The organism is Eubacterium sp. BL-380-WT-2B (genome assembly GCF_009696115.1).
In the GTDB taxonomy this organism is placed as follows: Bacteria; Bacillota; Clostridia; order Eubacteriales; family Eubacteriaceae; genus Eubacterium; species Eubacterium callanderi.
On the sequence record NZ_VUMP01000002.1, the window covers coordinates 419,960 to 446,447 of the forward strand.

Sequence of the window (26,488 nt, forward strand, 5' to 3'; positions counted from 1 at the left end):
TGATTTTCGTCACCTTTTTTCGATTATTTTGGTTTGTTCTGATGTGTATGCTGAGCGGTGGTGGGTACAAAGAAAGAGAACGTTGCTATCCATACAACAGGAGGTAAAACAAAATGAACATTGTCAGTAAAATTAAGAACAAGACCTTCACCACTGCCGCCGGGGCGGCGCTTCATTATCTGGAAAAGGATCCCGAAACCAATATTCCAAGAGTGATGGAGCTGATGGACCGGTTTACGCCAGAGGGCTGGTATGAGGGCCAGCGGTCAGCCTTTCGGACCGCCATTGATGAAAAGAACAACTGGTATCAGCTGATCTTGCGGTTTTATGAGCTGGACCCAGGCGTCAGAAAAGCCTTTTTCAACAATTTTGTTGTAAACGCCAGCTTGAAGGGAAGCGCCCTCCAGGATGAGACAAAGGAAAAGGAAGACTGCAATGTCCCCTGGGCCATTCTGCTTGACCCCACCTCAGCCTGCAATCTTCACTGCACAGGCTGCTGGGCCGCGGAGTACGGGCACAAGCAGAGCCTGGACCTTGAGACCATTGACCGCATTGTCCGTGAGGGGAAGGCGCTGGGAACCTACATGTACATATATACAGGCGGCGAGCCCCTGGTGCGTAAAAAGGATCTGATCACCCTTTGTGAACGTCACCCGGATTGTGAATTTTTATCCTTTACCAATGGCACCCTCATCGACGAGGCGTTTTGTCAGGATATGCTGCGGGTCAGGAACTTTGTCCCGGCCATCAGCCTTGAGGGCTTCGAGAAGGCCAATGACAGCCGAAGAGGTGAGGGAGTTTATGAAAAAGTCAGGACAGCCATGAGACTGTTGAAGGAGCATCATCTGCCCTTTGGCATTTCCACCTGTTATACCAGCGCCAATTTTGAGGATATCAGCAGTGAGGAATTTTACGATATGATCATTGAGGCCGGCGCACTCTTTATCTGGTTTTTCCACTATATGCCCGTCGGCAACGGCGCTGTGCCAGAGCTTCTGCCAAATCCCGGGCAGCGGGAGGAAATGTACCGCCGCATCCGTCATTTCAGAGAAACAAAGCCTATTTTTGGCATGGATTTTCAAAATGACGGCGAGTTTGTGGGCGGGTGTATCGCAGGGGGAAGGAACTACCTGCACATCAACGCAGCGGGCGATGTGGAGCCATGTGTATTCATTCATTATTCCAATGCCAATATCCACGACACGTCTCTGCTCGACGCCCTCAAGAGCCCTATTTTCATGGCCTATCATGATGAACAACCCTTCAATGAAAATATGCTGAGGCCCTGTCCCATGCTCGAAAATCCCGAAAAACTGCGGGCGATGGTCAAACAGACCGGCGCTAAATCGACCGATTTGCAGTCGCCTGAAGCCGTTGACCATTTATGTGATAAATGCGGCCCATATGCCGACAACTGGAGAGAAACAGCCCAGACCCTCTGGGAAGGAAGCCAGAGAGAAAAACAGAAAAGCCTTTAAAGATAAAAAAACCCGGCGCGGAAAAGCTTTCCGGCCGGGGCCAAACACCGGAAGCTAGTGCCCCCGGTGTTTTTCTTTTTTCTTCAGCTGCTTTTGCTCAAAACGCTCAAGCTTCTGGCGTTCTTTTTCTTCGCGGCTTCGGCTTTTGTGCAGGACCTTTTGCTGTTCATGCTGGGCTTTGAGAGCCTGCTGGGCCTTGGTGCCCACCCCTTGGCTTTGAAGCTGCTTTTTAATGGCGCGCTGCATCCGCTTCGGGTTCTGCTTCCGGCTCTGCGCCGTCTGAGCGACAGGAGGGCTGAACCGCAGCCGGTGGTCATTCCTGAGCAAAAAGTCATAGACCTCATAGTCCTTCGGCTCCGCGCCAAAGGTGATTTTGCAAACCTCCAGCCGGTTTCCAGACTGGCGCTCATACACACCCACCCAAAAGGGTTCCTCAAAAAATACCGTTAAGCTGCTTGAAATAGTGACCATACTGATGTCCTCCTTTAAGTGAAATCACCAAAGAACGGACAACCAAGGAGGCAGGTTACTGACGGCGTCGCCGCGCCCGGACTACCAACCGGACTGTGTTTTTATCTTTGTGATTTAATGATAACGGAGATAGGATAAATCGTCAAATTGTTTTTATTGATTTTTAAATCAGTAAAAGTTATAGGTTATTATTATGATTGTTGTAGAATGGTGTCAAATTGTGTTTTATAAGATATTTTTTATTTGATAATATTTTGCGCAAATGGTTTTAAAAATACTATTTGCGCTTTTTTTATTTAGAAAGTAAGAGGAGGGTGAAAAATAATGGAGATGACCTTAACGCAGGTTCTAGAAGTCCTTAAGCTCTGCAACTATGTGCCGGGGACGGTCGACGGCTTCGACGGTCCCGAAACCCAGGATGCTGTGAGGCGGGCCTAATAAGGAAGGCTATGGCATTGAGGCTGACGGCATTGCCGGTTCGGTGACAAAAGACCACCTGTCCGAGCAGATACGCGACATACAGGCACAGTTAAACGCAAAAAGACTACCCCTTTTTCTTAATTATGGAGCCTTGATTCAAAAATCGCCTCTCGAGTATCCCGTTTTACAATTCATGGACAAAAAATTAACGAAGGGAAAGCGCTACTATGTTTACGTGACCACTGGTACTAATAAGTTTCTACGCATTTATTATGGAAAGGTTTGGGAGCAACTGATGACTTTTGATGCTTGGAATTAACCATTTCGCTTTTAATTTCTTTTTTTGACTGGTTTTCTCAGGCCTTTTTAGCATACCATTTTTTCAGTTTATTTGTTGGCTGTAACATAGTGGCCGGTATCTACATTGGAAAGTTGGACAAAAAAGCTCTTTACATGCTTGGTCTGGCCTTGTGCAAAAGGGGCCATCTCAATGGTCGTCGAAAAACCGAAAGATGCTCCAGAACATCCTTAATTGCATTGGTTATCACTATTTTCATCAAGCCTCCTCAGCAGAAGCAGCAAATTCACGCTCTGTTCAGACTTCCTTCCTGCATTTATTTCAGCAGCTCCAACAAAGCTGCGGCCTGTTCATATTCTTTCTGAACAAACAGATAAAGAGGAGAGTAATCCAACTTTTCTCCGGCGCGCAGAGGCTCTACGATGGCGCAAACCGCCTGATAAAGCGGCGTCAGACCGAGGTTGCCGGCTATACCTTTTAATGTATGAGCCGCGTCAAAAGCGGCGGGGTAGTCGCCGGCCTGTAGTGCCTGATCCAGTCTATGTAGATTTTTATCCCGTGGCAGCATGGAGAGTATCTTCAAATACATCTGTTCGTTGCCTGTGAATCGGGCCATTGTGGTTTCATAGTCCGCTCCGTATTGCTGAAAGACTTCTTTTAAATCTGCCATTTTCTATTCCTCCTCCTGGCTTAAAATAAAGTCTTGGAGAACCTGATACAGCCTCTCCGGTTCAATGGGTTTGGCCAAATGCGCGTTCATGCCGGCCGCTTTACTCTTTTCAATGTCGTCGTCAAACGCGTTGGCGGTCATGGCGATGATGGGGATGGTTTTGGCGTCGGCGTTGCTCATGTGGCGTATATTATTGGCGGCAGTCAGCCCATCCATCTGCGGCATCCGGATGTCCATCAAAATGGCGTCATAAAAGCCAGCCTCAGTTTTGCTGAACAGCTCGATTGCTCGGAGTCCGTTTTCCGCCGTATCCACGGTAATACCCTTGCTTTCAAGTAGAGCCACAGCCACTTCGGTGTTGATGGCGTTATCCTCTACCAAAAGAACCCGGTGTCCGGTAAAAACATAGACTGCGGGCTTATTCTTTGCACTGATTTCCTCTTTTTCGCCCAGTGCCTTGGAAAAGGCAGAGATTAGGGAAGACTTGAACATGGGCTTGCTCATCAGCAGATTGACGCCCGCCAACGTTGCTTCGTGCTCGATTGAAGCCCAATCATAGGCCGTCATAATAATGATGGTGACCTCCGGTCCAACGATGGTCCTGATGCGCCGGGCAGTTTCGATGCCGTCGATATCCGGCATCTTCCAGTCGATGAGGATCATATCGTAATGCTTTCCTGTGTCCCACATTGATTGTACCCCTTCGATGGCCTTACGTCCGCTGTCTACCCATTTGGCAGTGATTCCCATTTCCTTGAGGGTGGCCACAGCGCTTTCGCATACCGCCACATCATCGTCCACCACCAGAGTCTTCAGAGCGGAAAAATTGGGGAGCGCCTTTTTCCTGTTGTGGCGAAGCAGTTCCTCCTCCGTGATGCCCAACTGTACGTCTACCGTAAACTCAGAACCAATGCCCTTGATGGAGCGTACTGTGATTTTGCCGCCCATCATATCGATAATGTTTTTCGAGATGGACAGGCCAAGACCGCTGCCGCCGTACTGGGCAGTGGTACCGATGGATTCCTGGGAGAAGGGCTCAAACAGGTGAATGAGGAAGCTGTCACTGATGCCCACGCCGGTATCGTTGACAATAAAGCGCAGCGTTGCGCCGTTCTTGCTTTTCCTGTGCAGCGCTGCCGAGAAGGTGACCTTGCCGCCCTCACCGGTAAATTTAATGGCGTTGGACAGAATATTGAGCAGCACCTGCTGCAGCTTCATGGCGTCCCCGATATAAAAATCGTCTAGAGTTGGGTCCACGATACACTCGTATTCCACGCCCTTTGTCGCCGCTTGACTGTAACAAATGGCGTTGAGACCGTTTATAAAATCTTCGGTCGGGATTTTTTCGTTTTTGAGCAGCATTTTTCCGCTCTCGATCCGGCTCATGTCCAGGATATCGTTGATGAGGGAGAGAAGAAATCGGGAAGAGATACCGATCTTTGAGATGCACTCGGCCACCCGCTCATCGTCTCCGAGGGCTTGGGCGGCAATGGCGCTCATTCCGATGATAGCGTTCATGGGAGTTCGGATCTCATGGCTCATGCGGGAAAGGAAGTCCGTTTTCGCGGCATTGGCCTGCTCCGCTGCGGCGAGGGCGGCAGCCAGAGCCTCCTTTTGCTGCTGTTCCTGCCGGACGATGTTCGTTACATCGGCCCGGGTCATGCACACCCGTCCCAGCTCCTCGCCGATGTAGAATATCTGGAATCGTTTGACCCGTCTTCCGCCGTTCTGCTGCAGCTCCAGCACGAAGGTGTAGGAGCTTTGCCGGGCAAGCTCCCGTCGCATGTACGCAGGATCCAGCTTCTCCAAAAACTCCCGCTGCTCCGCCTCATCCATACAGCGTTCAGCCACCCGGCGGATTTCCTCCTGAAAATTCCCCTCCAGAGGAATGGTGGGGTGCCACTCTCTGCCACAGACCGCCAGACGGTAGGTGCCGCTTGTCAGATCAATCTCCGTAATGACGTCGTAATCCAGACTGGAAACCCGCTCCAGCATCCGTTCCAGCATCCTCTGTTCCGTCACATCGAGGGTGTAGAAAAAGGCGATGACGTCGCCGCTTTCCGGGTTGGTGTGCAGACGAAAGCTGGTGCTGCATAAAAAGACCGAGCCGTTCTTCTTTTTACGGAGAAAATCAAAGCGGTAATCGGCTTTTCCATTTGAAAAATCGTTTAATACACAAGTTCGGTTAAGCACTGTGCGAATGTAATGGCCATATTCGGGGTCCACAGCGGATTCAGCCAGCTGTTCCACAGCCGCTCCATAGGATTCCCCCCGTCGGAACAGTGCCAGGCCTGCGGTGGACTGGTAGCTCTCCACATAGTCCAGGGTGATGTTGAGCCGTCCTTGGTTACTCCCCTCCGCCGAGGCAGACTGGACAAAATAGGCCATCTCCTTCTCGTAAAGCTCCCTGACCCGCGTCTGTACTTGCTTTTCCTCAGTAATATCCACAAAGACGCCATAGAAATACTGATTTCCGTCGTCTTCTGTGAGCCGTTGGGCCTTCAGAGACACCCATTTGACGCTTCCGTCCCTGCAGACCAGCCGGTGCTCGTCCTGAATTGTGCCGCCGAGGTCCCGATCCTGCTCCAGCTTAGCCTGCACAGACCCACGGTCCTCCGGATGGACTACCTTTGACATTTGGTTTCCCAGAGCGGCGAATTCCTCCCTGGTATAGCCCAGGAACTTGTAAAGGCCGTCGTTGGCGTTGACAACGGAAAAACCTTCGTCATACCGGCAGCGGAACACCGCGCCAGGGACGTTGTTGTACAGATGCATGACCTCTGCCTGGGCCATTTTCTGTGCAGTGATGTCAATGCACACCGAAATAATGGCGGGCATGCCGTTTTCCGCCGTTACCTTGCGCCCTATGTCATGGACCCAGATGTAGGAGCCGTCCCGCTTTTTCATGCGGTATTCGACCACGTATTGGCCGCCATCGGACATCTGGCTGTCTACCTCAGCGTCCACCATGGCCCGGTCGTCTGGATGCATGCAGTTGGAGACCATCCCCCTGATGTCGGCAACAAAATCCGCTTCGTCCGCGTACCCCAGATGCTCCAGCATCCGATTGTTGACGAAATAAAAGGGGAAACCCTCTTCAATATACCCGCCCATCATGCCTCCGGGTAGGGAGTCATTTAACAGGTCCTGTCGCTGTTTGGCTATGTTTTCCATTACCAGAGTTCCGGGATAGTGTTCTTCGCCCCGTTGGCTGCTGCTGGGCTCGGAAAACCACAAGGTGCGCAGCCGCCAGGACGTTTGCCGCCGGACCAGCGTAAAGAATCCCCGTAGCCGCCAGCGGTACTGACTGTTCTTGAGGACCATTCCCACGGACAGGTTTCGGATGTCCGCATCGATCTCCTGCTCCTGAAAGAGCGTAAGCTCCACCGTGAATGGCTCGGGGATCTCCTGAATGTCCCGGATCAGGTAGTCTTTCATTTCCTGGGGGCTATGGGCAAATTCATCCTCCCCGGTGCCCACAAAGCAGAACTCATCGCTTAAAAAGGTATAGACCTCCTCAGCGTTTCGCCGCTCGAACCAGGAACTGCAAAAAGCCTGAAACGTCTCCCAGGCTGTCATTAATTTTTCCATTATTTTTTATCCTTTCTTTGACCAGCAACGGTCTTGCTCGTGCCGGCCGCTGCTGGATACGGTTTTTTAAGGGATCTCCTGTGCTTCAGAAAGTGGCTCTGTAAACGAGTAATAGTTTTTGTCACTTTTTTTGATTCTGTACATGGCCTGGTCAGCGCAGGAGAGAAGCTCCTTCTCGTCCTGAGCATCTTTTGGATAGACGCTGACTCCAATACTTGCGGTCAATTCAACAACCAGGTTCTCTGAGATCTGGAAAGGCTGCCTGATCTCAGAGAGAATCCGTTCGCAGACGTGCCGGATTTCCTCGTCCGTTGCGATTCGATCCAGCAGAAGAACGAATTCGTCGCCACCTATGCGGGACACGATGTCGCTGCCGCGCACGGCACGGATCAGCCGCCTGGCTGTCTCCTCCAATACCAGATCACCTTTATCGTGGCCAAAGGTATCGTTGATCTCTTTAAATCCATCTAAATCCATATAAAGAACAGCAAGCAGATATCCGCTTGTATCCGCCTCCAGAAGCAGTCGGGACAAGATTTTATGAAACAGTCTGCGGTTGGGAAGTCCGGTGAGTGCGTCGTAGTTTGCCATACGGGCCAGCTTTTCCTCAGCCCGCTTGCGCACCTTGATCTCCTCCTGCAATGCCTTCGTCCGTTCGTCTACCAGAAAGCGCAGATGCTCATATAAATAGGCGTTTTCGAGAGAGATGGCAAGCTGTGCCGCAATGGGTATCAGGTTTTCCTTTCTCCGCTGGTCAAAGACGCCTGTAGCCAGATTGTTTTCCAGGTAGAGGATGCCCTTCAGCTCTCCTTTACTGAGGATGGGCATGCACAGGACCGACTTGCACCGGTTCTCTTTGATATGGATGTCCTTCCCGAAGACTCTGGAGTTCTCTCCGTCATCCAGAATCACGGCTTCCAGTGTTCTCTCCACATACGATACGATGCTCAGCGGAATATCATTGTCCTTTGCCGGCCGCTTTGATACAATGCATACGTCCTTGGCTCCGGAATGGCCTTCCGACTGAATCTCATACCCGGAATCCGTCTGGCTTAGATAGTAGATATGCTGCGCTCCCGCACATTCCAGGAGACTGTGTATCAGTTTTTCCAGGATGCCTTCTAGCTCTAATTCCTCCGAAATGGCTTGGGACGCCTTCAGCACAGAACTCATATCCAGCGAAGCGGTAGTGCGGATGGAATCTTCAGACAGGGTACCCTGCCGACTATCGTTTTTCCATAGGCCCCCCAGCTCTGGATAGTCTTGGCGCATCCGGGCGCACTTGCCCTCTGCCCCCCAATGGCCGTACAGCCGGTAGGTATCCGTCAGATAATGACTGGACGATGACTTGATCCCCAGCCTCTCATAACGCAGCGCGGCAACATCGCAGAGGATGGCATGATGAAGGCTGCGGTCATGCTTTTTCGCAGCTCCCAAGGCCTCTTCGTAAAGCCGCAGGGCCTCTCCGGTACGGCCCTCCGCCGCTTTCCGCTCCGCCTCGATCAAAAGATAAAGGTGACCGTAATTGCAGAGTGCGTCGCTGCTGCGTTCTTTCAGCCAATCCTGATTTTCCTTCAGGACACGCAGAAGCATTGGCCTTGTCTCCGGATCATAATCCCTGGTCTCCAGAATCTGGCAGATGGACAAGGAATACAGGAAATTGTGAAGCGCCACGTTGTAAAAGCTGGAGACATAGGGGAGCAGAGGCACAGCGTCTCTGCACAGCCGGAAGGCCGTAGAATAATCCCGGTAGATGACTGCCGACAGGGCCCGAATGACATGGTAATAGCTGATTGCCTGCAGGTTATGGGAAAACCGCTCCAGATGGGTCTGTTCGGAAAATCCGTCCCCATCAAAGCTTCCGGTGAGGGAGAGTTCCCCGCGGATACTCCTGCACAACTGTTGAAAGCTCAAAAAGCTGCCCAAAGCATGGTCGCTGCCAGTCTTCTCCGCAAATTTTACTCCGGCCTGTACCTCGTTCCACAGTTCATCTACATGGGTCGCGCTTTCCATGACCGCCATCATGAGTCCATAATAGCCATAGCAGGCGTACTCAAAGTCTCCCATCTGGGCGTTGCCCTTGATGGACTCCTTTGCATAAGGGATCTCATTGACCACATCTTCGAACCAATGGCCAGTATGGAGGGCAAACATACAGTAGATGGAGTAGATTACCTCCCTATACTGGTGCTTTTCGGCCAGACGCATAGCCGACCTGCCGGCCACGTAAGACGTCTGGTAATCCCTGCGTAGTTCTCCCAGAGGCATCATCAGATTGGAATACATCTGCAGGGTATGGGGAGTATAGCCATGCCTGAACATGCGTCGCACAGCTGTAAAAACTGTCCAGTAGGAATAATCGGGATTAAAGAAAAAGGTCGGGCCGCACAGGCGACAGAGCAATTTACTGATCCCTGCCTCCACCGGGTCTTCGGCTTCTTTAAGATTCAGGATATCTTCTGCTCCAAGGGCATCCCGCTCCTGATAAAAAGATATAATCTCCCGTTCCAGAGTCAGCTTAATATTTTCGCCGGGGAAGGTGACTTTCAGTTGCCCAAGCAGAGCGAGTCCGATCTCAAAAGCGTCCTCATACCGGCCCCGGTTGGAGAAGCTTGAAATCTGCAGGCAGCAGTTATCTACCAGCTCGGTAGCCTCCACCACCAGATTGCAGAGCATCTCGTAGATCCGGTCGCATTCTTCCTCTTTAACCAGATTACACAGCGCCGCATGATATTCCATGTAGATTTTGGTGAGAAATGGGCGGTTTTCCAGGAGCTTCAACTCCGGCTGGGAGAGCAGGAGGTTAAGGTACCTCTCCGCCGTATCGAAGGCGGATACCAGCCCGCACCGGTGCGCCGTACTCAGCAGGAACTCCTGAATCCGGCGCCGTTCTTCCTGATCTTCCGCCTCCACAAGCCCCATTGCGTAGTGGTCCGCGATTTCGAACACCCATTCGTCAAGATCGCCCGCGGCGAGAGAGCGTTCTTCATATCGCTTTCCAAGCAAGTAATGGACACTTGCCCGCGTCTTCTCAGACAGGACTGTATAAAACACTTGCTGGAACCGGTCGTGGGTGAACTGATACATGGTCTGTAGGCCGGTTTTCCCATGCTTCTCCATGGGATACACCGCCTCCTGCTCCACCGCCGTAATCAGCCTACGGTTGATTTCACGCTCCGACAGGCCACAGACAGCGGAGAGATCTTCCACAGAAAAGCTCTGTCCAATGCAGGCGCCAAAGGACAGCAGGGATATTGTTTCCTCCGAAAACTGGTTCAGATTTTCCGTCAGGAATTCCACTACATTCTCCTGGGCGGGACAGGCCCGAATCTCAGCCTCCTTCCAGCTCCAGCTTCCGGTGTCCATATCCAGCTTCAGATAGCCTTTTGAATGGCACAGCCGCAGAAACTGCTTGATGTAAAATGGATTTCCCTTGGTCTTTCTATAAAGGATATCCGCCAGCGCGGAAGTCGTGTCCGCTTCCGTTTTGAATATGTCTCCCAGCATCTGTACGGTGCTCTCCGGGTCCAGTCCTTTCAGGTTGAGTTGTGTGACCCGGCCGCCCCGCTGTATGATTTTATTCAGGCTCAGGGTGAGCGGATGTTCTCTGCTTACCTCATTGTCGCGATAGCACACGATGATCATTAAATCGTGGATATCCTCATTTTTGAACAGCTCTTCCAGCATTTCCAGGGAGCCCATGTCCGCACGGTGTACGTCGTCCAAAAACAAAACCAGTGGATGTTCCGGCGCAGCCAGTAGGGACAGGAGCTTTTCCAGCACGGATTTGAATCGGGTCCGCTCCTCCAGCGGCCCCATGTCCTCAGAGATTGGATGATTGCCGGTCAGCAGGGACAGCTCCGCCACCTTACCAGTCAGCAGAGCCGCGTCGTTTCCCAAATGTTTCGACAGTATCTCCTTCCACTTATGGATGACCTCCTCTGGTTCCAAAAAGACCATGTTACAAAATTGTTTGATAGCCTCGAAAAAGGCAAAATACGGTACGTTGGCGTGATACTGGTCGAATTTCCCCTGCAGAAACATGCCGTTTGTCCGCAGAGCCTCTCCCTGAAGCTGATTGACCAGCGAGGTCTTTCCAATTCCAGAATAGCCGCTGATAGAGACAAGAATCCTGGAACCGGCCGCCACCTCCTTAAAGTCACTTTTCAGCTGGGCGATTTCTTCTTCTCGCCCATACAGTCGGCTGGTGAATTCAAAACGCCGACTGAAATCCTTTTTGCCAAGGACAAACGCCTTTTCCTTTTGACAGCGCGTCAGATCATAAAGAAGACCCTCGCTACTTAAATAGCGGTCTTTTGCCATCTTGGACAGGAGCTTGTCTACGACGGCCGCAAGCATAGGTGGCACATTTGGCAAAAGTACGCGAAGATCAGGCGGCGTCTTTGCAATATGAGAAAAAACCAGCTCTGTGGGGGTCTCCGCGTCAAATGGATAACGTCCCGTCAGCATCTGATACAGTGTTATGCCCAGGGAATAAAAATCCGCGCGATAATCCAGCTCCGTGTTCATTCGACCGGTCTGTTCAGGGGCGATGTAGCGGAGGGTTCCCTCAATATTTTCAAGTCTGATTCCTGACATCTGTTCATGCATAAACATGGAGGAGATACCAAAGTCCAGCAGTACCACCCGGCCGGACTCTGCATCATACATGATATTGGCGGGGTTCACATCTTTGTGGACGACACCTGCCTTGTGGATATCCCGCAGTCCCATCACCAGCTGTTCTGCGATCCTGTAGAAATCCGACATCTCCAGGGCGCCCTGTTTCAGAAGCCTGCTCAGCGTGATCCCCGGACAGAATTCCTCCACCAGATAGCAGCGCCCGTCCAGCGTGACCTCGCCAAGGGGCTTTACCACATGGGGACTGTCTATCCGCTGCATGATCTGATATTCTCGTCGCAGCCGTGCTATGGCCTCCTGAGTCATATGTTCCTGACCTCCGGTCTTAAGGACCACCCGGTTGCCAGTGTTGCTGTCCTTACCGCGCAGCAGCTTGCTAGACGGAGAGATATATATTACTTCTAAATTCGTATATTGACACATCACACATTCACCCCTTCTGTAAAAAGTACTCTTCCTTACCGCTGGCCTTTGCGGCATACAGGATCTCGCGAGCCCGGCCTATTATTTCATCCAAAGGTTCCTCTGCATTCCAGAGCACTGTGCCGGCAAAGCAGGACACCGAATCTGGATCTACGTAACGGCTCTCACTATAAGCCCGGAGAATAGCCATTTCTTTCATATGGGCAACTTCCATGGATCTTATGTTGTACATCACAGCTAGAAATTCATCCCCGCCCAGTCGGACCAGCACATCGTCCACCTGAGTGTGGGCACGCAGAAGGGAGGCGAAGTGGAGGATTAAATGATCGCCCTCCACATAGCCATACTTCTCGTTAAACTTTTTCAAATCGTCCAGTTCAAATAGACAAACAACAGAGGAAGACTCATGCCACAGTGATTCGGTTATGGTGTACAGCCCCCGGCAATTGAGCAGGCCGGTCATGGTGTCTCTGCAGGCCTCATCCTGCAGAGACCGCATCCGGACCTGAAGAGTGTGGGTGCTCATCGCTCGCAGGACCCGCCTGCGTAGCGACTCCTGATCATGGGGTTTAGTCGCATAGTCAGTGGCGCCCAGCTCCATCGCGTTGCGCTCCAGTTCCATGTCCAGCGGTCCCGTGGCGACGCACGGCGTCTTCCAAGCGCTCCGTTCCTTTTGAATCGCAGTCAGGATATCAGCGCCGCCTTGGAGTGTCAAGCTAAGAATCACGGCCGATATCTGATACGGATGTCTTCCCAGGATTCCAACTGCCTCCTCACAGCTGGCCGCCTCCAGTACCTTGAAGCAGTCGGTAAAGGTCCTATGCACCTGGGCACGGTATTCCTCGTCCTCATCGGCCACCAGTAGAGCTCTGTCCAGGCGGCCCGCAGAAAAGGCAGACCTGCTGTTTTCTATGTTTGCGGCAAGGGCTTGTGCTGTCAAGATCGAAACAAAATTCTCCACAGGCATAGGCTTGGCAAAGTAATAGCCTTGGGCGTAGTCACACCCAGCGTTTTGAAGCCTCTCCAGCTGTTCCTGGGTCTCGACGCCCTCCGCCACTACGCTCAATTTCATCCAACGGGCCAAGTCCAAGATAAAGCGCAGGATGCCCTGGCCCGTTGGCCTCGTAATCTCAGTCTGGATAAACTTCATATCCAACTTCAGCACGTCGATGGGCATTTCCGTGAGCATATTCAGCGAAAAGTAGCCGCTGCCAAAATCATCCATCTCAATCATGAAACCCTGCCTGCGCAGAGCCCCCATGGTCTCGATGAGTTGTCTCGAGGTATCCGTGTACGCACTCTCCGTGATCTCCAGATGCAGACGGGAGGGAGAGAGTCCGTATCGCTGCATGAGCCCCGTGAGAAAATCCACCAGGTTTGTATTGTAGATATCTATTCGGGAGACGTTGACGGAAATGTTAATGCTGGGATAGCCACTTTTATCCCACTCCTGCATTAGGGAGCAGACCCGCTCCCAGACATATTGGTCCAGCTTGGTGATAAAACCGTTGCGCTCAAAGATAGGGATGAACTCCGCAGGCGGCTGCAGACCCCATTTCGGGTGATTCCAGCGCACCAGCGCCTCGGCCCCTGTCAGTCTGCCGTCCCGGATCTGGTACTTGGGCTGCAGGTAGACCTCGAATTGCCCCGTGGCCAGGGCTGTCTCCATGCCGTCCGTGATGGCCTGCCGGCGCAGTAGCGCCCCCCGTAGCTTATCGTCGTAGAGGGCAAAGTGCTTGCCATATTTTCCCTTGATGTTGTTCGCTGCCAGCAGCGCTCGGTCACACATCTGCTCAACGGAAACCTCCCGATCTTCCACCGTGTAGATGCCGTATTTTATTATCACGTTCAGATCGCCGAAGCCGCTATTGATCCTGCTATCAGACTGTGTGAACATCTCGTCTGCATAGTCCTCACGGTGCTCCAGAAGACAGGCGAACTGGTCCGCGTTCAGGCGGCCGCAAATGCCATGATCCCCTAGCCGCTGGGTGCAGAGCTCCGCCACCTGCCTTAGCAAGCGGTCACCTGCGTCCATACCGAAGGTGTCGTTGATCAGTTTGAAGTCCTCAATGTCGGAACAGAGGATATCATATTTCACATCCGGATTCCGAAATAGGATATCCCTGACTTGTTGACAGAAATATTCCTTGCTGTACACCCCGGTGACCCGATCATACTGGATCTGATGGATGAGGACAGAGGTCTCCCGCAGGTGGATGATGCCGGCTGCCCGTTGTAAAATGACCTGTGCGCGGTAGGGCTTTGTGATGAAGTCTGTGGCCCCGTTGGAAAGCGCGGCCACCTCATCCAACTCACTGTTGTTAGATGTTGTGACAATGACCGGGATCGAATTCAGCCTGTGATCTGCTTTCAGATGTTTCAGAAAGGTGTAGCCATCCATGACCGGCATAACAATATCCAACAGGATCAGAGAAATTCCCTCTCTGTATTTCTCCAGCAGCGACAGGGCCTGCGCCCCGTTTTCCGCCTCCAGAACCGTATATTGAGAAGACAAGATGACGCACAGTGCCGCCCGGTTGATTTCATTGTCTTCAACCACTAAAATTTTTCTCTCAAATAGCATTGCTCACACTCAATTCTTCAGATTATTCATGGATATAATTCCTATTGCAAATGACACATATTTGTCATTTTAAATGACAAATAACAAATTTTAATACTGTTAAATTATAGAATACATCTTTTTTCGGTAAAAATCAAGGGTATATCCATAATTGACAATGACGTTTAAGTGTCATTTTAAATGACAAACGGTGTGAATTTTGTTGCAAACTTAATCAATTTAGGGTATACTGGTATAAAAAAGGGGGATGAGACTGTGCAGTTCTATGAAAAGCTAATTTTTGTCATGAATTTGACTCAAACGACGAACCGGGAGCTGGCTCTGGCAGCGCAGGTAGACCCTTCCATCATCAGCCGTTTCCGCAGTGGAAAGAGAGGGATCCCACGCAATCTGGAGCCGCTGCGCAGCATGGCGGATTTCCTTGCAGAACGCTGTACCGGCGAATATCAGAGAAGAGCTCTGTCGGAGATGGCGGGAGTTAGACGGATCATCATGGACAAGAAGGATCAGCTGGCGGAATTTTTATTTTGTTGGCTGTGCGGTGACACGGACGGTGTGGAGCGCTTCATGCGCAGCTTTGAATCGCTGACCATTAAGGAGGGGGCGTCCAACTCCACCTTGGAGACCGCAACGATCAGCCGTAAAGGGAATTCTATTCATTTTGGAAATGAGGGAAAGCGTGCCGCGGTGCGGTCTATGTACCAACACCTGCTGGCCCGGCAAGAGCCGGGCACAATTTGCATTCTTGCCGATGAGACCGACGATTGGCTGATGGAAGATTATGATTTTACCTCCCAAATGCAGGCATGGCTGCTGGACTGTATCCGGCGGGGCTTTCAAATCTGTCATATCATACCGCCGATCTACTCGGGTGATCAGATTCTGGAATCTCTGGCCCGCTGGATCCCGCTCTACATGACCGGCAAGGTAAAAGCCTATTTTTATCCTCATATTCGCGATCGCCTTTACCGGCACACCATCATTATGCAGCCCGGACAAATCGCGATTGCCTCCCACTCCATGGCGGGCGAGCCCACCAGCTACGCCACAATGCTGACCACAGACCCTGGGGTGCTCCGAGCGACGGAATCGGAGTTTCAGGCCTACCTCGCCCTGTGCCGGCCTATGCTGAATACTTACTCGGAACCCCAAAAGCTGTTCCAGTGTTTTATGAAATTCCTATCGCCCCAAGGCTTCCGCATTCAAAAGCTGATCTCTTTGTCAGCAGTGACCGCGCCTTTTGAACTTGTCGCAGACTCCATCGGAAAAAGAGAAGACCCTGAGCAGAAACGCCTGGGCGAACTTTATCTCCAGGAGATGAAGCGGCTGGAACAGGAGCAGGACCAATACAATCTGATTGATATTGTTCACTTAGCCAGCGCTGACCAGGTCCGTGCCGGCACAGTGCCTATCACCGCCACCTGTTGGTCGGTCGGCGCCCTTTACTACACCCCGGAGACCTATACTCTGCACCTGAAGAAGATTTTGCACATTTTGGACACTCATGAAAATTATCACTTCATCCCTCTGGAGGGGCCTGTTGAACAGGAGAGCTCCCTTATGGTCAAGGAAAATCATAGAGCTCTTCTAGTGCATGCCTCGGAGCCCTTTACTGTCTTTGAGATCTCTCAACCCGAGATCGTGGCCATATACCGGGAGTACCTGCTTCGTCTGGCGGAGAAAGTGGGATACAAGGGTACTCACCGAACGAAGATTAAGTCTAGGCTCCGGGAACTGATCCGAGAGCTGGAAAAGTGATACATCAAAACGTGGTACTCGTGGCACTATAGATATCTTTTGGGGTGAGATCCAGACATACTTGGAGGTCAGCTCTCAGAAAAAGATTCTTTCCACAGAAATAAGCCCTTCACATTGCGGCACCGCTACTTTAAGGACGATTACCTGTGAATGAAGTAGATTCTCATAAAACTTAGCACGAATGCGGTCAAGTACACGCAGTCAAGAGACCGGATTTAGCTGGAAATTCTCGAATTTGTAGATGAATTAAGCCCGCAGGTTCTTTCCCGTGTAGAGGGCAACAGCGAAGGCATAGCATTGGAACAGAGAGAAAAGATATTTAAACCATTTGAACAGGCAGACAGCTGACATAAAGGCGGTGTGGGATTGGAGTTGAAAGCGAGTTAGATAAAGGCAGTACATTTGCGGTCATCTTACCGCTGCCTGTGACGGACCCGCCAGGGAATTCTTCTAAGGATGAGAGAGCTAATTTAAAGGATATCCCTACATTTCTGGCAGAGAACAATGAGATCAATGCAGAGATTGCGATTGCGCTTCTGGAGAACTGACCCTTGTCAATGATGGCGACGAGGCGGTAAAAGTATTTCAAGAGGTTGCTCTGGGAATCTATCAGATGATTGTGGTGGATATCCAGATGCTCAAAATGAACGGTATCGAAGCAACAAAAGCCGTATGTATAAACCCATCGACATTGAAAAAGTGTGCGCCTGTATTAGAAGGTAGATACATGAAGAGTAGTACAAAGCGATTTTGATATTGGCGGTCTTGCTTGCGGCTGGTACACGGCTGCCAGAAAGTATGATGCAACTACGGTGAACGACTTTTCGCAGCAGAAAAATTAAGAAAAAGTCTTATTGGTGCAGGAGCGGATACAGGAAACCGTTTCCCTGTTTGAAAATCTAAGCGCGGATCCATATATATTCTCAAGAGAACAGTTATCAAGAAAAAGCGGCCTTCCTGACCGAAAAAACTAGAATGAGAATTATGGATATATGATACTGTGTATTCTTGATTTGGAAGTCAGCAGCACTATATGAGAGCTATCCCTGAAAATCAATTTGGCCTGGCTGTGGCACGTGTACTGAAGAATGAGCGGAAAACGACCCGCCCGGTGAAAAATCTTCTCGTAGTTTTCAACAGACAGAGAAGCGACTGCTTTTGGAGTTTAGGAGTCATATACATTACGTTGACTATTCTCCGGCAGAGGGGACAAACTGGTGTGTTATGACTGAGGTTAGTACACTCTCAGTTATTCAGAATATACTAATTATTTATGGATGTGGTGCAGCGGTTCTTTTGATTTTTAGATTTTTTTGTTATGCTCTAAGAAACACAGACTGGAAAAAGATAAGACCTTGCAAGCATGAGCCAAGCAATCAATGAAGGAGAGTACTCTCATAATTGGTATTTCTCTAGTCCTGCGCATAATATTGAGCACAATTCGTTTCACAGTGATTGTGTGTCAATCAATTAAAGCACAGGAGCAGTGGCCGTCATTATGGTATTGATGATGATGAAAAAGAGAAAAGTAGATGACAATACAGATACATTTATGACAGAGGAAGCAGGCCTTTGGTGGTCTATTCATTCCTGCGTATCTCTTTCATTTTATTAGCTTTAGAGCTTTAGGACATTGATTGGATTACTAGTCGGAATGCAGATCAAGAAGTGAATCCCATACAGCAGAATTTTACAAGTGGGGTGATTAGTATGGAAGCCTCCCATTGCAGCGACTTGGCTCCTATACCCCGTGTATAAAAGTAAAGCGCGAATTATGGTCAGAGAGGATACGGCGCTGAAAAAATTCGCGCTTTTCTGAACAAAATGTAAGCGGAAAAGCACAGTAAACGTACAAAAGCTGAATATGACGGTTATCAAAGAGCCAGACGCTGAAACGTAGAGCCAATAATTTGTGAGATGTAAACTCACAGTTATCGGCTCATTTTGTTTTTATAACAATTTAATGAATAATCGGCACGACGGCAGCCAGATTGGAAGAAATAAGACTTTGCTGTCGCCGAGTGTGCCATCTCGCATAATGTGAGATGGAGTGATAAACTATGGCTAAGACACACGACCAGCGGTTCTGCGAACTAATATTATCGTTTTGATGTAAAGCTGGCTAATAATGGAGGAGTGAATGATAATATATCATTTAAATTGGTTTCAAGCTTTGCGTTTTTTGCAAACTGTGGAATGAAGCTGTTCAAACTCGAGGAATAGAAAGAAGCTAACACTCCATGGTTATTATGCCATCTGAAGGGATTTGGTGAAAATGATATTATATGAAACAACTTAAGGGCTGGTAGTCTAGCCTTGAACATTTAACAAAGATATTTCTTAAGAGAGTATGGTATATGTTATAATAAGATATAAGAACATAAGAATTATGAGGTGAGTCATGTTGGATAAATACGAAGAAATCGTGCAGGCATGGAAAGACAATCCAATCATATCAATAGTTGAATTAAATCAAAAACTAGATAATTTTCGAATTCTTTTCGCATATAATTCTGGAAAAATAGAAAACTCAGAGGTTTCATACCACGATACTTATGAAATTTTTAAGAACGGAAAGGTAATCAATTATACCGGGGATACCCGAGCAATATTCGAGCAACAAAACCAGAAGCTGTGCTACGAGTTTCTGGCCCCCAAAATTGTTGAACAAGATAAAATTGATCTGGATCTAATTAAGGAAGTACATTTTTTATTAACTCAGGGTACCTTTGATACTCATCGCTATTTAGATAACGACGAAAGACCCGGTCAGTTTAAAAAGCATGATTACGTAGTAGGTATGAATGAGGTTGGCGCTGAACCTGAGGAAGTGCCAGAATTGCTTACAGAACTCATTGAAGAGATATATGAGGTTGGTGGTAATTTTGATGTTCTTAAAGCTGCTGCTTACTTTCACGCTAAATTTGAGTATCTTCATCCCTTTTCAGATGGTAATGGACGCGTAGGAAGAACCTTGCTGAATTACTATTTATTGACCAACGATTATCCACCATTGATTGTGTATGAAGAGGATAAAATTGATTACTACAATGCCTTGCAGCAGTATGATGAGTTGGAAGAACTGGACGACCTATACCAATTTCTCAGGTTCGAAACAGTAAAGACCTGGCCAAAAAAGCAAAAAAAAGAACGGCCTAAAAAAATAAATGATTTTCTGAACTAGACACGAAAAAATCGCAAGAGATATTAAAAAAGGCTCAAACGCAAACCGAAAAAACAGCTTGAAGAAAAAAATTTTTAAGCTGTTTTTTTTTATTGCGATGGATATTTTTAATATAGATAGACTTTTTAGTAATAATTTTATACGCTAATAGTAAAAACCTGTCGTAATCAGTAATAATGAAGTATCTTTCTTTTTTTTCACTACTAAATATCTTTTTGGTGATAATTTTTACCCTTGCAAGGATAATGAAAACGTGTTCTAATAATATTAGAAGTGATAGGCAATATAAAATATATATAATTCTTAGCATAAATTAAAATGATTGATTCAGCTATCTAAACAGCAGGGCGAATACCTTTCGCTCGTACAGTATTTTGAGCGTGTCAGGAGATGTCTGATAACAATGACTACAAATACTGGCAGTATCATAAAAAGTTTATAATACTCTGAACAAAGCTGATAAGCCTGCTGATCATTTTAAATATTAAAGCACGGTTAATCGATCCTTTTTTAATCTGTGAGTGAAAGGATTGAATCCAGGCATTACCCTGCGAATAACCCATATGCGTATACCTGAGTTGGGCTAGTTAGATCAGGAAACTCCTTTCAAAAATTTACCACCTTCAGCACTCAGTTTTAATGATGAGGTTTTTCTTTGTCATCCTACCGTAGCCGTCCGATTTAATCTATTATTTTTTGGAATTATCGCATTTTGCTTTATATAATTCAGATGTAGATATTATTTGACAAACGATTAAGAGCAAAGTAAAAACAGGGGGAATGGGCCATGAAAAAACAAATAAAAAAAGGAAGCTGGCTTTTAATCTGTATTCTAATCAGTCTGGCAATGGTGCTCTCATCCGGATGCAAAAAACAAAAGCAAGTAGAGCCTGCCAACGTCGAGGGCGCCTTAGCCCATCTGAAGAGCAACTACGGTGAAGATTATTATGAAATAAAATTTTTAAAAGAGAACCATGTTGAACCTTATGAAGAGGCGCTGTTCTGCATTGATGGGGCCTGTATCTATGGGGACGTTCCGGCAAGGACCGAAACCTGTTATCTGGGCTATTCGCCTAAGTTTGACCTGAACTTTTATGTGTTTCACAGTAGCGACAGCGAGGCCCCCAGCACCTATAACATAACCTTAGGAGAAGAAGTAGAAGAAATTGGAAAATTTGAAAAAGCCAAGTCATACGCAAAAAAGGTTTTTGGAGAGCGCTATAAGGGAACCAGTGTCCATCTTTATTTAGGAGAAAATTTACCACTTTATGGTGTAAAAGAACTTATGCCTGTTTATAGTAACCCCGATATTGATGCCAGAAGTGCCTACAATCGGTTGTTTTTGGATATAGAAGATCCTTTTTCATCCAACATTATGTATATTAGTAGAAAGTCTTTTAGATTTGCTACTTTTCCATATTTAAATATTTCCGTTGATTGCTCTTTGAAGGAGTTGAATGCGCTGATGAAAGAGGAAAGGACTAATTTTGAAAATATTAGTACACATATACTCTTCATCGCGAATGATGGCATCTACAATAGGCCTTATCTTACACTCGAGATGTTTAACGCTTTAAAGTAAGACCTGAAGTAGAAAGGATGAAGGGAATGAGCCATGAAAAAACAAATAAAAAAAGGAAACTGGCTTTTAATCTGTATTCTAGTCAGCCTGGCAATGGTGTTTTCATCCGGATGCAAAAAACAAAAGCAAGCAGAGCCTGCAAGCGTCGAGGGCGCCTTAGCCTATCTGGAGAGTAACTACGGTGAAGATTACTATGAGATAGAATTTTTAAAAGAGAACGCCGTTGAACCCTATAAGGAAAAGACTGACGGCATTGATGGATCCTATTTCCATGTAAACGTTCCGGCACGAACCGAGACCTGCTATCTGGGCTATTCGCCCAAATTTGACCTGAACTTTTATGTGTTTCACAGTACCGACAGCAAGGCCTCAAGCACCTATAGCTCAACATTAGAAAAAGAAATAGAGGTCATTGGAAAATTTGAAGAGGCCAAGACAAAAGCAAAAGAAGTTTTTGGAGAACGTTATAAGGGAACCGACGTCCATATTTATGTAGAGAAGAAGTTTCCACGCCAATACGACTTAGAATTTAAGCCGATTTACAGTAAAGCCGACATTGATGCCAGAAGTGTTTATAATCGATTGTTCTTAGATACCAAAGATCCTTTTTCGTCGGACATCATGAAAATCAGTAGAAAATCTTTTAGGTTTGATGCTTATCCTTGCCTGAATGTGTATGTTGATTGTCCTTTAAAAGAGTTGAACACCCAAATGAAGGAAAATAAAGATGTTTTTAATAGTATTAGTTTTGATATACTCTTCATCGCGAATGATGGCATCTACAACAGACCTTATCTCACACGCGAGATGTTTAATGCATTAAAGTAAGACCAGAAGTAGGAAGGAGATAATGAACAGGGGGGTGGAAAATCAGAGTAATTGTGACGGTTATTGGCGCGTAAGGGAGTGTATCAGCCAAGGAATGTCAGAAATTTAACACTGCCTCAAAGTATTAGGAGGAGTAAGTAATGAAAAAGTTAGTTTCTTTGTTAATGATTTTTGTTTTGGTAGCAATGCAGTTTCCGGCGGTGCCGGTCAATGCAGAGGGCAGCAGCATAGCATGGGATGAATCCATCGCGAGTGCTTATAATGGGGGAAGCGGTTCCCCGGAAGATCCCTATTTAATTGCCAACGGAGCACAGCTGGCGCGGATGGCTCAAGAGGTGAACAATGGTAATGAAGTTAACCGTAGTTATCAGCTCACAGAAAATATTGATTTAGCTGCACAGAGCTGGGTGCCGATCGGCAATAAGGATTGTCCATTTTCAGGAAACTTTAATGGGAATGGCCACAGCATTTTCAATATGAAGGTTGGATATATTCCAAATGAGAGCAGAAACGCCCGTAGCGAGACTAATTCGTTGGATGACACAAGCCGTTCCCAAGGCGTTGAAGTGCTGTATGATCCAGTGACGGAAGCATTGGAGCAGGAGGCTGCCGCCATTAAGGCGGAATTAGAAAGCGTAATCGCTGAAGAGGCCGCGGCTCAGGAAGAAACAGCCGCCACAGAGGAAACGCAGGTCGTGGAAGAAACAGATCCCGCAGAAGTCGCGGAGGCGTCCGAGGAAGATACGAGCACCGATAGTGTCGTTACTGAAGACAGCACCGCTATCAGAGCAGCGATGGAAGAAACGGTAAATTTAGTGGAATCAAATGTGGCAAAACCAAGGGAAGCGCCAGGCAATTTCTCCCTTTTCTCAACACAGGATCCCGGATATGAAGGCGATGCCGGACTATTTGGATACTTTGATTCCGGAAAGATCGAAAAGGTAACCGTCAAAGAATCCGAGGTAACCGGTCGAGGATACACTGGAGGCATTGTCGGATACAGTGGTGTGAATGCAGTCATTGAACAGTGCTATTTTGACGGCGTTGTAAATAATAGCACAGTCGGTTACATCGGCGGTATTGTCGGTTATGCAGAAGGGCGTGTATCCAATTGCACCAATATCGGAACCATTGGCAGCGAAACTCCTGACAGCGCCTTTATTGGCGGTATTGCCGGTCTTACTAAAAATAATATTGCCAGCTGCAAAAATTCAGGAAACATTTTGGGCGACCAATCATTCCTTGGCGGTATTGCCGGTAAGATTGATGGTAAATTGATAATGGACAGCTTTAACCTTGGAAAAATTGGCTCTGCGGATACAGTAAACAGTAACGCAGGCGGGATTGTTGGCCAGGCGCCGAATGGCACGCTTAGCAGATGTGCGAATCATGGGAGCGTCACGTTAAACCCAACGGATGAAAATAGCTTTATCAGTGGATTGGCTGGAGATATATACATTATAACGAATTCCTATAATACCGGTGATGTCTCAGGCTATTGGGCCAGCGGTTTAGGGGGAGTGATAAACGGAGGCTCACTGAAGAACTATAACGCCGGCCAAATTACAGGAGGCAGAAACGCAGGTATAACCTGCCTGCTCGAATCCATGGGAACAGTGGGTAGAAATTCAACTTACTGCCGGAACAATTCCTGTTCGGTCGCCATTCGTGCAGACGCAGCGTATCCATATGGTGGCACACCAGTCCTGGTAAGTAAGGGCTATATGCAGGACCCTAATTTTATAGGAATCATCGGCAGCCCGTTTATATACGATGATTATCAGAGAAATAACGGTTATCCAGTCATCGAGGGTGTAGAGTACTTCATCAACGCGCCACAAGGACCGGCGGATTTTCAGACAGGAACCTTTAATTATGCAGGGGCAAGAGACGAAGATTCTCCAGACATAAAGAAAGATTATCCACAGACATACCACTACAGTGATGTCTACTTTGAACAAAAGGCGAGTCTTTATAATCCGAGCCTGGCAACCATGTCAATGTGTATGGTGATGTCCGGATTCAACAGCAATGCCGACGCGTCAACCTCTATTACCGATGATAATTCAAAGTATGCAGAAAAATATAAAAACGCTGAAAAGTTGTTAACCGATATTGGCTTTACTGACATTGAAGCCAATACCGATTACAAGATAAAACCAACCGAGAATTCCTTTGGTGTCATCACCGGCCATAAGGAGATCACCATCAACGGTAAGAAAAAGACATTAATCGCCCAAATCGGCAGAGGCGGCAACTATGGCGTCGAGTGGAGTGGGAACTTCATGGTCGGGGCAGCTGGCGAGCATCAGGGATTTGCAGAAGCCCGGGATAAAGCCCATGGCTGGCTCACTAATTATATTAACGCGCACCGCAGTGACCCAAGCTTCCATGAAGAGGATGTCGTGTTCTGGCTCTCCGGATACAGCCGGGCCGCAGCGGTTACCAATTTGCTGGCCGGTAAAATGAGCACAGACCTGTCCATTGCAGGGATCAACTACAGTAACGAGGATCTATATGCCTACTGTTTAGCACCGCCAATGGGCGCGCTCGCGAATGAGAGTGAAGCAGAAAACCGATCTTACACCAATATCCATAACGTCGTTAACCCCAATGATTTTGTGCCAAAGGTTGCCCCGTCCGCATGGGACTTTACCCGATATGGCGTTGACGAAAAGGTGATCCCGGATCGACTGACAACAAGTAACGGCGCGATTTTTACAGCGATGTATGGAAAGCTTGTAGGCTTACACACCGATTGGGGAACGGAATTATTAGATTCAAAAACGGGTGGTTATGTACTGAATGATTTCCAGGGTAAAAAGCTATCGATTGGTACGGCTGAAAACCCGGATACAGGCGAGAATTATTTGATCAAAAATTCGGATATTGCGATGTCAAAATTTTTAGATCAATTGATGGATCTGGTTGCTGACAGCATCGGAAACCGGGGAATCTATGTTCAAAAATATCAGGCAACGGTAAGCGACCTTGGGGGAAGAGCCTTGGGAGATCCGGAAGAGCGTGAATTATGGCAAACAACGATTCCTGCGTGCCTTAATACAGTCCTTGAAGAAAACATTCAAGAAGTTATAAATATCCTTCTGAATACGCCAGGTACTTCTACGACAGATAAAATAAATCAAGCAGTTGATTTGCTCCTTGATTCCAGTCTGGATGCTCTTGAGAAAGAAGGAATTACTATTAGTCGAGAAGTACTCTCAGATACTTTTGGTCTTATCTTAAGAGCAGGATTCGATAGTCTGCTTACATCCGGGGGAAGTGACATAATGACATTCTTCGCGAATATGAATCTATTGGCAAAACCCCATTATCCAGAGTTGTACTTTGCATGGCTGCAATTACATGATCCAAATTATGACGGCACACCGGAAACCTATATCAATACTTATAGAATTGCGAGTATCAGCGGCGATGCGGATGTCAGTGTCTACGATGCAGGCGGCGCTTTGGTGGCTCAGATTACGGACAATGAACCTGCGGAAATTGCGGACAGTACGATTATGGCTTCAGTTGATGCGGGGACAGAAAAAAGTATCTATCTGCCAGCAGACGCGACTTATGACGTAAAGGTAGATGCAAAGGGAGAAGGGACAGTAAACTATGCTGTCAGGGAGTATAACGGCGATACCGCTTCCTATGCAAAGCTGGTCAACTATTATGATATCCCTGTTGCCTCCGGAGATCGCTTAGAAGGCACCGTTCCTGAATTTTCCAACGAAGACGTGGCAAATACAAAGGATGGCTCAAGTGTTCTGTATGCGTTAGAAAAGGCTGAGAATATGCTGACACCGTCATTGGAAGTAACAGGCGCCGCCGCTCGTGAAGCTCTCTATAAGGTTACCGTCACAAGTAATATGGAGAACAAGGGGCTTGCCTTTGGAACTGGAACGTACTGTGAAGGAGCAACAGTTCAAATGGTAGCACTGCCTTTTGAAGGGAAACGTTTTATCGGTTGGTATCAAGGTGATGAGCCTATATCTACAGATGCACGTTATGAGTTTACGGTTACTAAGGAAGTAAGTATTACAGCGGTATTTGAGTAAAAATGTTTTTTTAAAGTTACTGATAGAGAATTTTTACGATAAGTACCATCCGTTCAGTTTATAATAAATTTAGGGGCAAGAAATCATTGCCCCTTTTTTAGCTAATATAGGAGTCAAAAGTTCTCTGACTAACAATAGAAATCTTTATGACATATTAAAGAGATTATAGAAGATCTCTATTGTGGTTTATGGAATGACTTTGTCAGGAATAAATTCAATTTTCATATAAAAATTTTGTTGTCTTCGCTGTTTTAAACGGAATAGCTGGATACAGTTTAATTTTAGGGCAGATAAAAATTTTAATGGGGCAATTTATGACGAACAATTATGTAATTTGATGGTTCATAGAAATAATACAACTTATTTTTGGGAGTAAAAAAATAGAAAAACGCATAATACCAATGTTTTGTGCTTATCAAAAACAGCAGGAAAAATTTCTGCTGTTTTTTTGAAATAAATCAGGCTAAAAAATGAGATTTTTTCCCTTATATAG

At 47.5% G+C, this 26,488-nt stretch carries 13 protein-coding genes and 1 pseudogene; 8 read left to right on the plus strand and 6 right to left on the minus strand.

From position 1 onward, the window contains the following. The first annotated feature begins 113 nt into the window (after positions 1-113). Positions 114-1,478, plus strand: a complete 1,365-nt coding sequence (locus tag FYJ53_RS04985; protein WP_154557044.1) for a radical SAM protein — start codon at positions 114-116, stop codon at positions 1,476-1,478. 54 nt (positions 1,479-1,532) lie between these two features. Here FYJ53_RS04985 and FYJ53_RS04990 read toward each other — a convergent pair whose 3' ends face one another. Then, positions 1,533-1,949, minus strand: coding sequence for a YjdF family protein (locus FYJ53_RS04990; RefSeq protein WP_013381688.1), 417 nt, complete (start codon positions 1,947-1,949; stop codon positions 1,533-1,535). Positions 1,950-2,273: 324 nt separating this feature from the next. On the opposite strand from FYJ53_RS04990, the gene FYJ53_RS21765 reads away from it, so the two are divergent. Beyond that, positions 2,274-2,387, plus strand: coding sequence for a peptidoglycan-binding protein (locus FYJ53_RS21765; protein WP_013381687.1), 114 nt, complete (start codon positions 2,274-2,276; stop codon positions 2,385-2,387). A 596-nt stretch (positions 2,388-2,983) separates the two neighbouring features. On the opposite strand, the gene FYJ53_RS04995 is transcribed toward FYJ53_RS21765, so the two are convergent. From FYJ53_RS04995 to FYJ53_RS05010, 4 genes are all read right to left on the minus strand, one after another. After that, on the minus strand, positions 2,984-3,337 hold the full coding sequence (locus tag FYJ53_RS04995) for an Hpt domain-containing protein (protein ID WP_154557045.1): 354 nt from the start codon (positions 3,335-3,337) through the stop codon (positions 2,984-2,986). Positions 3,338-3,340: 3 nt separating this feature from the next. Then, positions 3,341-6,928, minus strand: a complete 3,588-nt coding sequence (locus tag FYJ53_RS05000; RefSeq protein WP_154557046.1) for a response regulator — start codon at positions 6,926-6,928, stop codon at positions 3,341-3,343. A 66-nt stretch (positions 6,929-6,994) separates the two neighbouring features. Then, the gene (locus FYJ53_RS05005) at positions 6,995-11,992 is read right to left on the minus strand and encodes a diguanylate cyclase (RefSeq protein WP_243143953.1); all 4,998 of its coding nucleotides are present in this window, start codon (positions 11,990-11,992) and stop codon (positions 6,995-6,997) included. Between the two features lie 7 nt (positions 11,993-11,999). Continuing rightward, positions 12,000-14,576: an EAL domain-containing protein gene (locus tag FYJ53_RS05010; RefSeq protein ID WP_154557048.1), complete on the minus strand. Its 2,577-nt coding sequence runs from the start codon at positions 14,574-14,576 to the stop codon at positions 12,000-12,002. A 255-nt stretch (positions 14,577-14,831) separates the two neighbouring features. Here FYJ53_RS05010 and FYJ53_RS05015 point away from each other — a divergent pair, with 255 nt between their 5' ends. Beyond that, positions 14,832-16,334 (plus strand): hypothetical protein, encoded by a 1,503-nt coding sequence (locus FYJ53_RS05015; RefSeq protein ID WP_270657799.1) that lies wholly within the window; start codon positions 14,832-14,834, stop codon positions 16,332-16,334. A 319-nt stretch (positions 16,335-16,653) separates the two neighbouring features. Here the strand turns inward: FYJ53_RS05015 and FYJ53_RS05020 are convergent, their stop codons facing one another. Next, positions 16,654-16,923, minus strand: coding sequence for a hypothetical protein (locus FYJ53_RS05020; protein WP_154557050.1), 270 nt, complete (start codon positions 16,921-16,923; stop codon positions 16,654-16,656). A 1,134-nt stretch (positions 16,924-18,057) separates the two neighbouring features. Between FYJ53_RS05020 and FYJ53_RS05030 the strand changes: the two are divergent. From FYJ53_RS05030 to FYJ53_RS05050, 5 genes and pseudogenes are all read left to right on the plus strand, one after another. After that, a pseudogene (locus tag FYJ53_RS05030) lies at positions 18,058-18,234 on the plus strand (cysteine-rich KTR domain-containing protein). 501 nt (positions 18,235-18,735) lie between these two features. Continuing rightward, entirely contained in the window at positions 18,736-19,518 is a 783-nt protein-coding gene (locus tag FYJ53_RS05035) for a Fic family protein (protein WP_243143941.1), read from the plus strand. A 787-nt stretch (positions 19,519-20,305) separates the two neighbouring features. Next, a complete protein-coding gene (locus tag FYJ53_RS05040; protein ID WP_154557051.1) occupies positions 20,306-21,100 on the plus strand; it encodes a hypothetical protein in 795 nt (264 codons plus the stop codon). A 33-nt stretch (positions 21,101-21,133) separates the two neighbouring features. Next, positions 21,134-21,928 (plus strand): hypothetical protein, encoded by a 795-nt coding sequence (locus tag FYJ53_RS05045; RefSeq protein WP_154557052.1) that lies wholly within the window; start codon positions 21,134-21,136, stop codon positions 21,926-21,928. Positions 21,929-22,068: 140 nt separating this feature from the next. After that, positions 22,069-25,995, plus strand: a complete 3,927-nt coding sequence (locus tag FYJ53_RS05050) for a hypothetical protein (protein ID WP_154557053.1) — start codon at positions 22,069-22,071, stop codon at positions 25,993-25,995. The last annotated feature ends 493 nt before the right edge of the window (positions 25,996-26,488 follow it).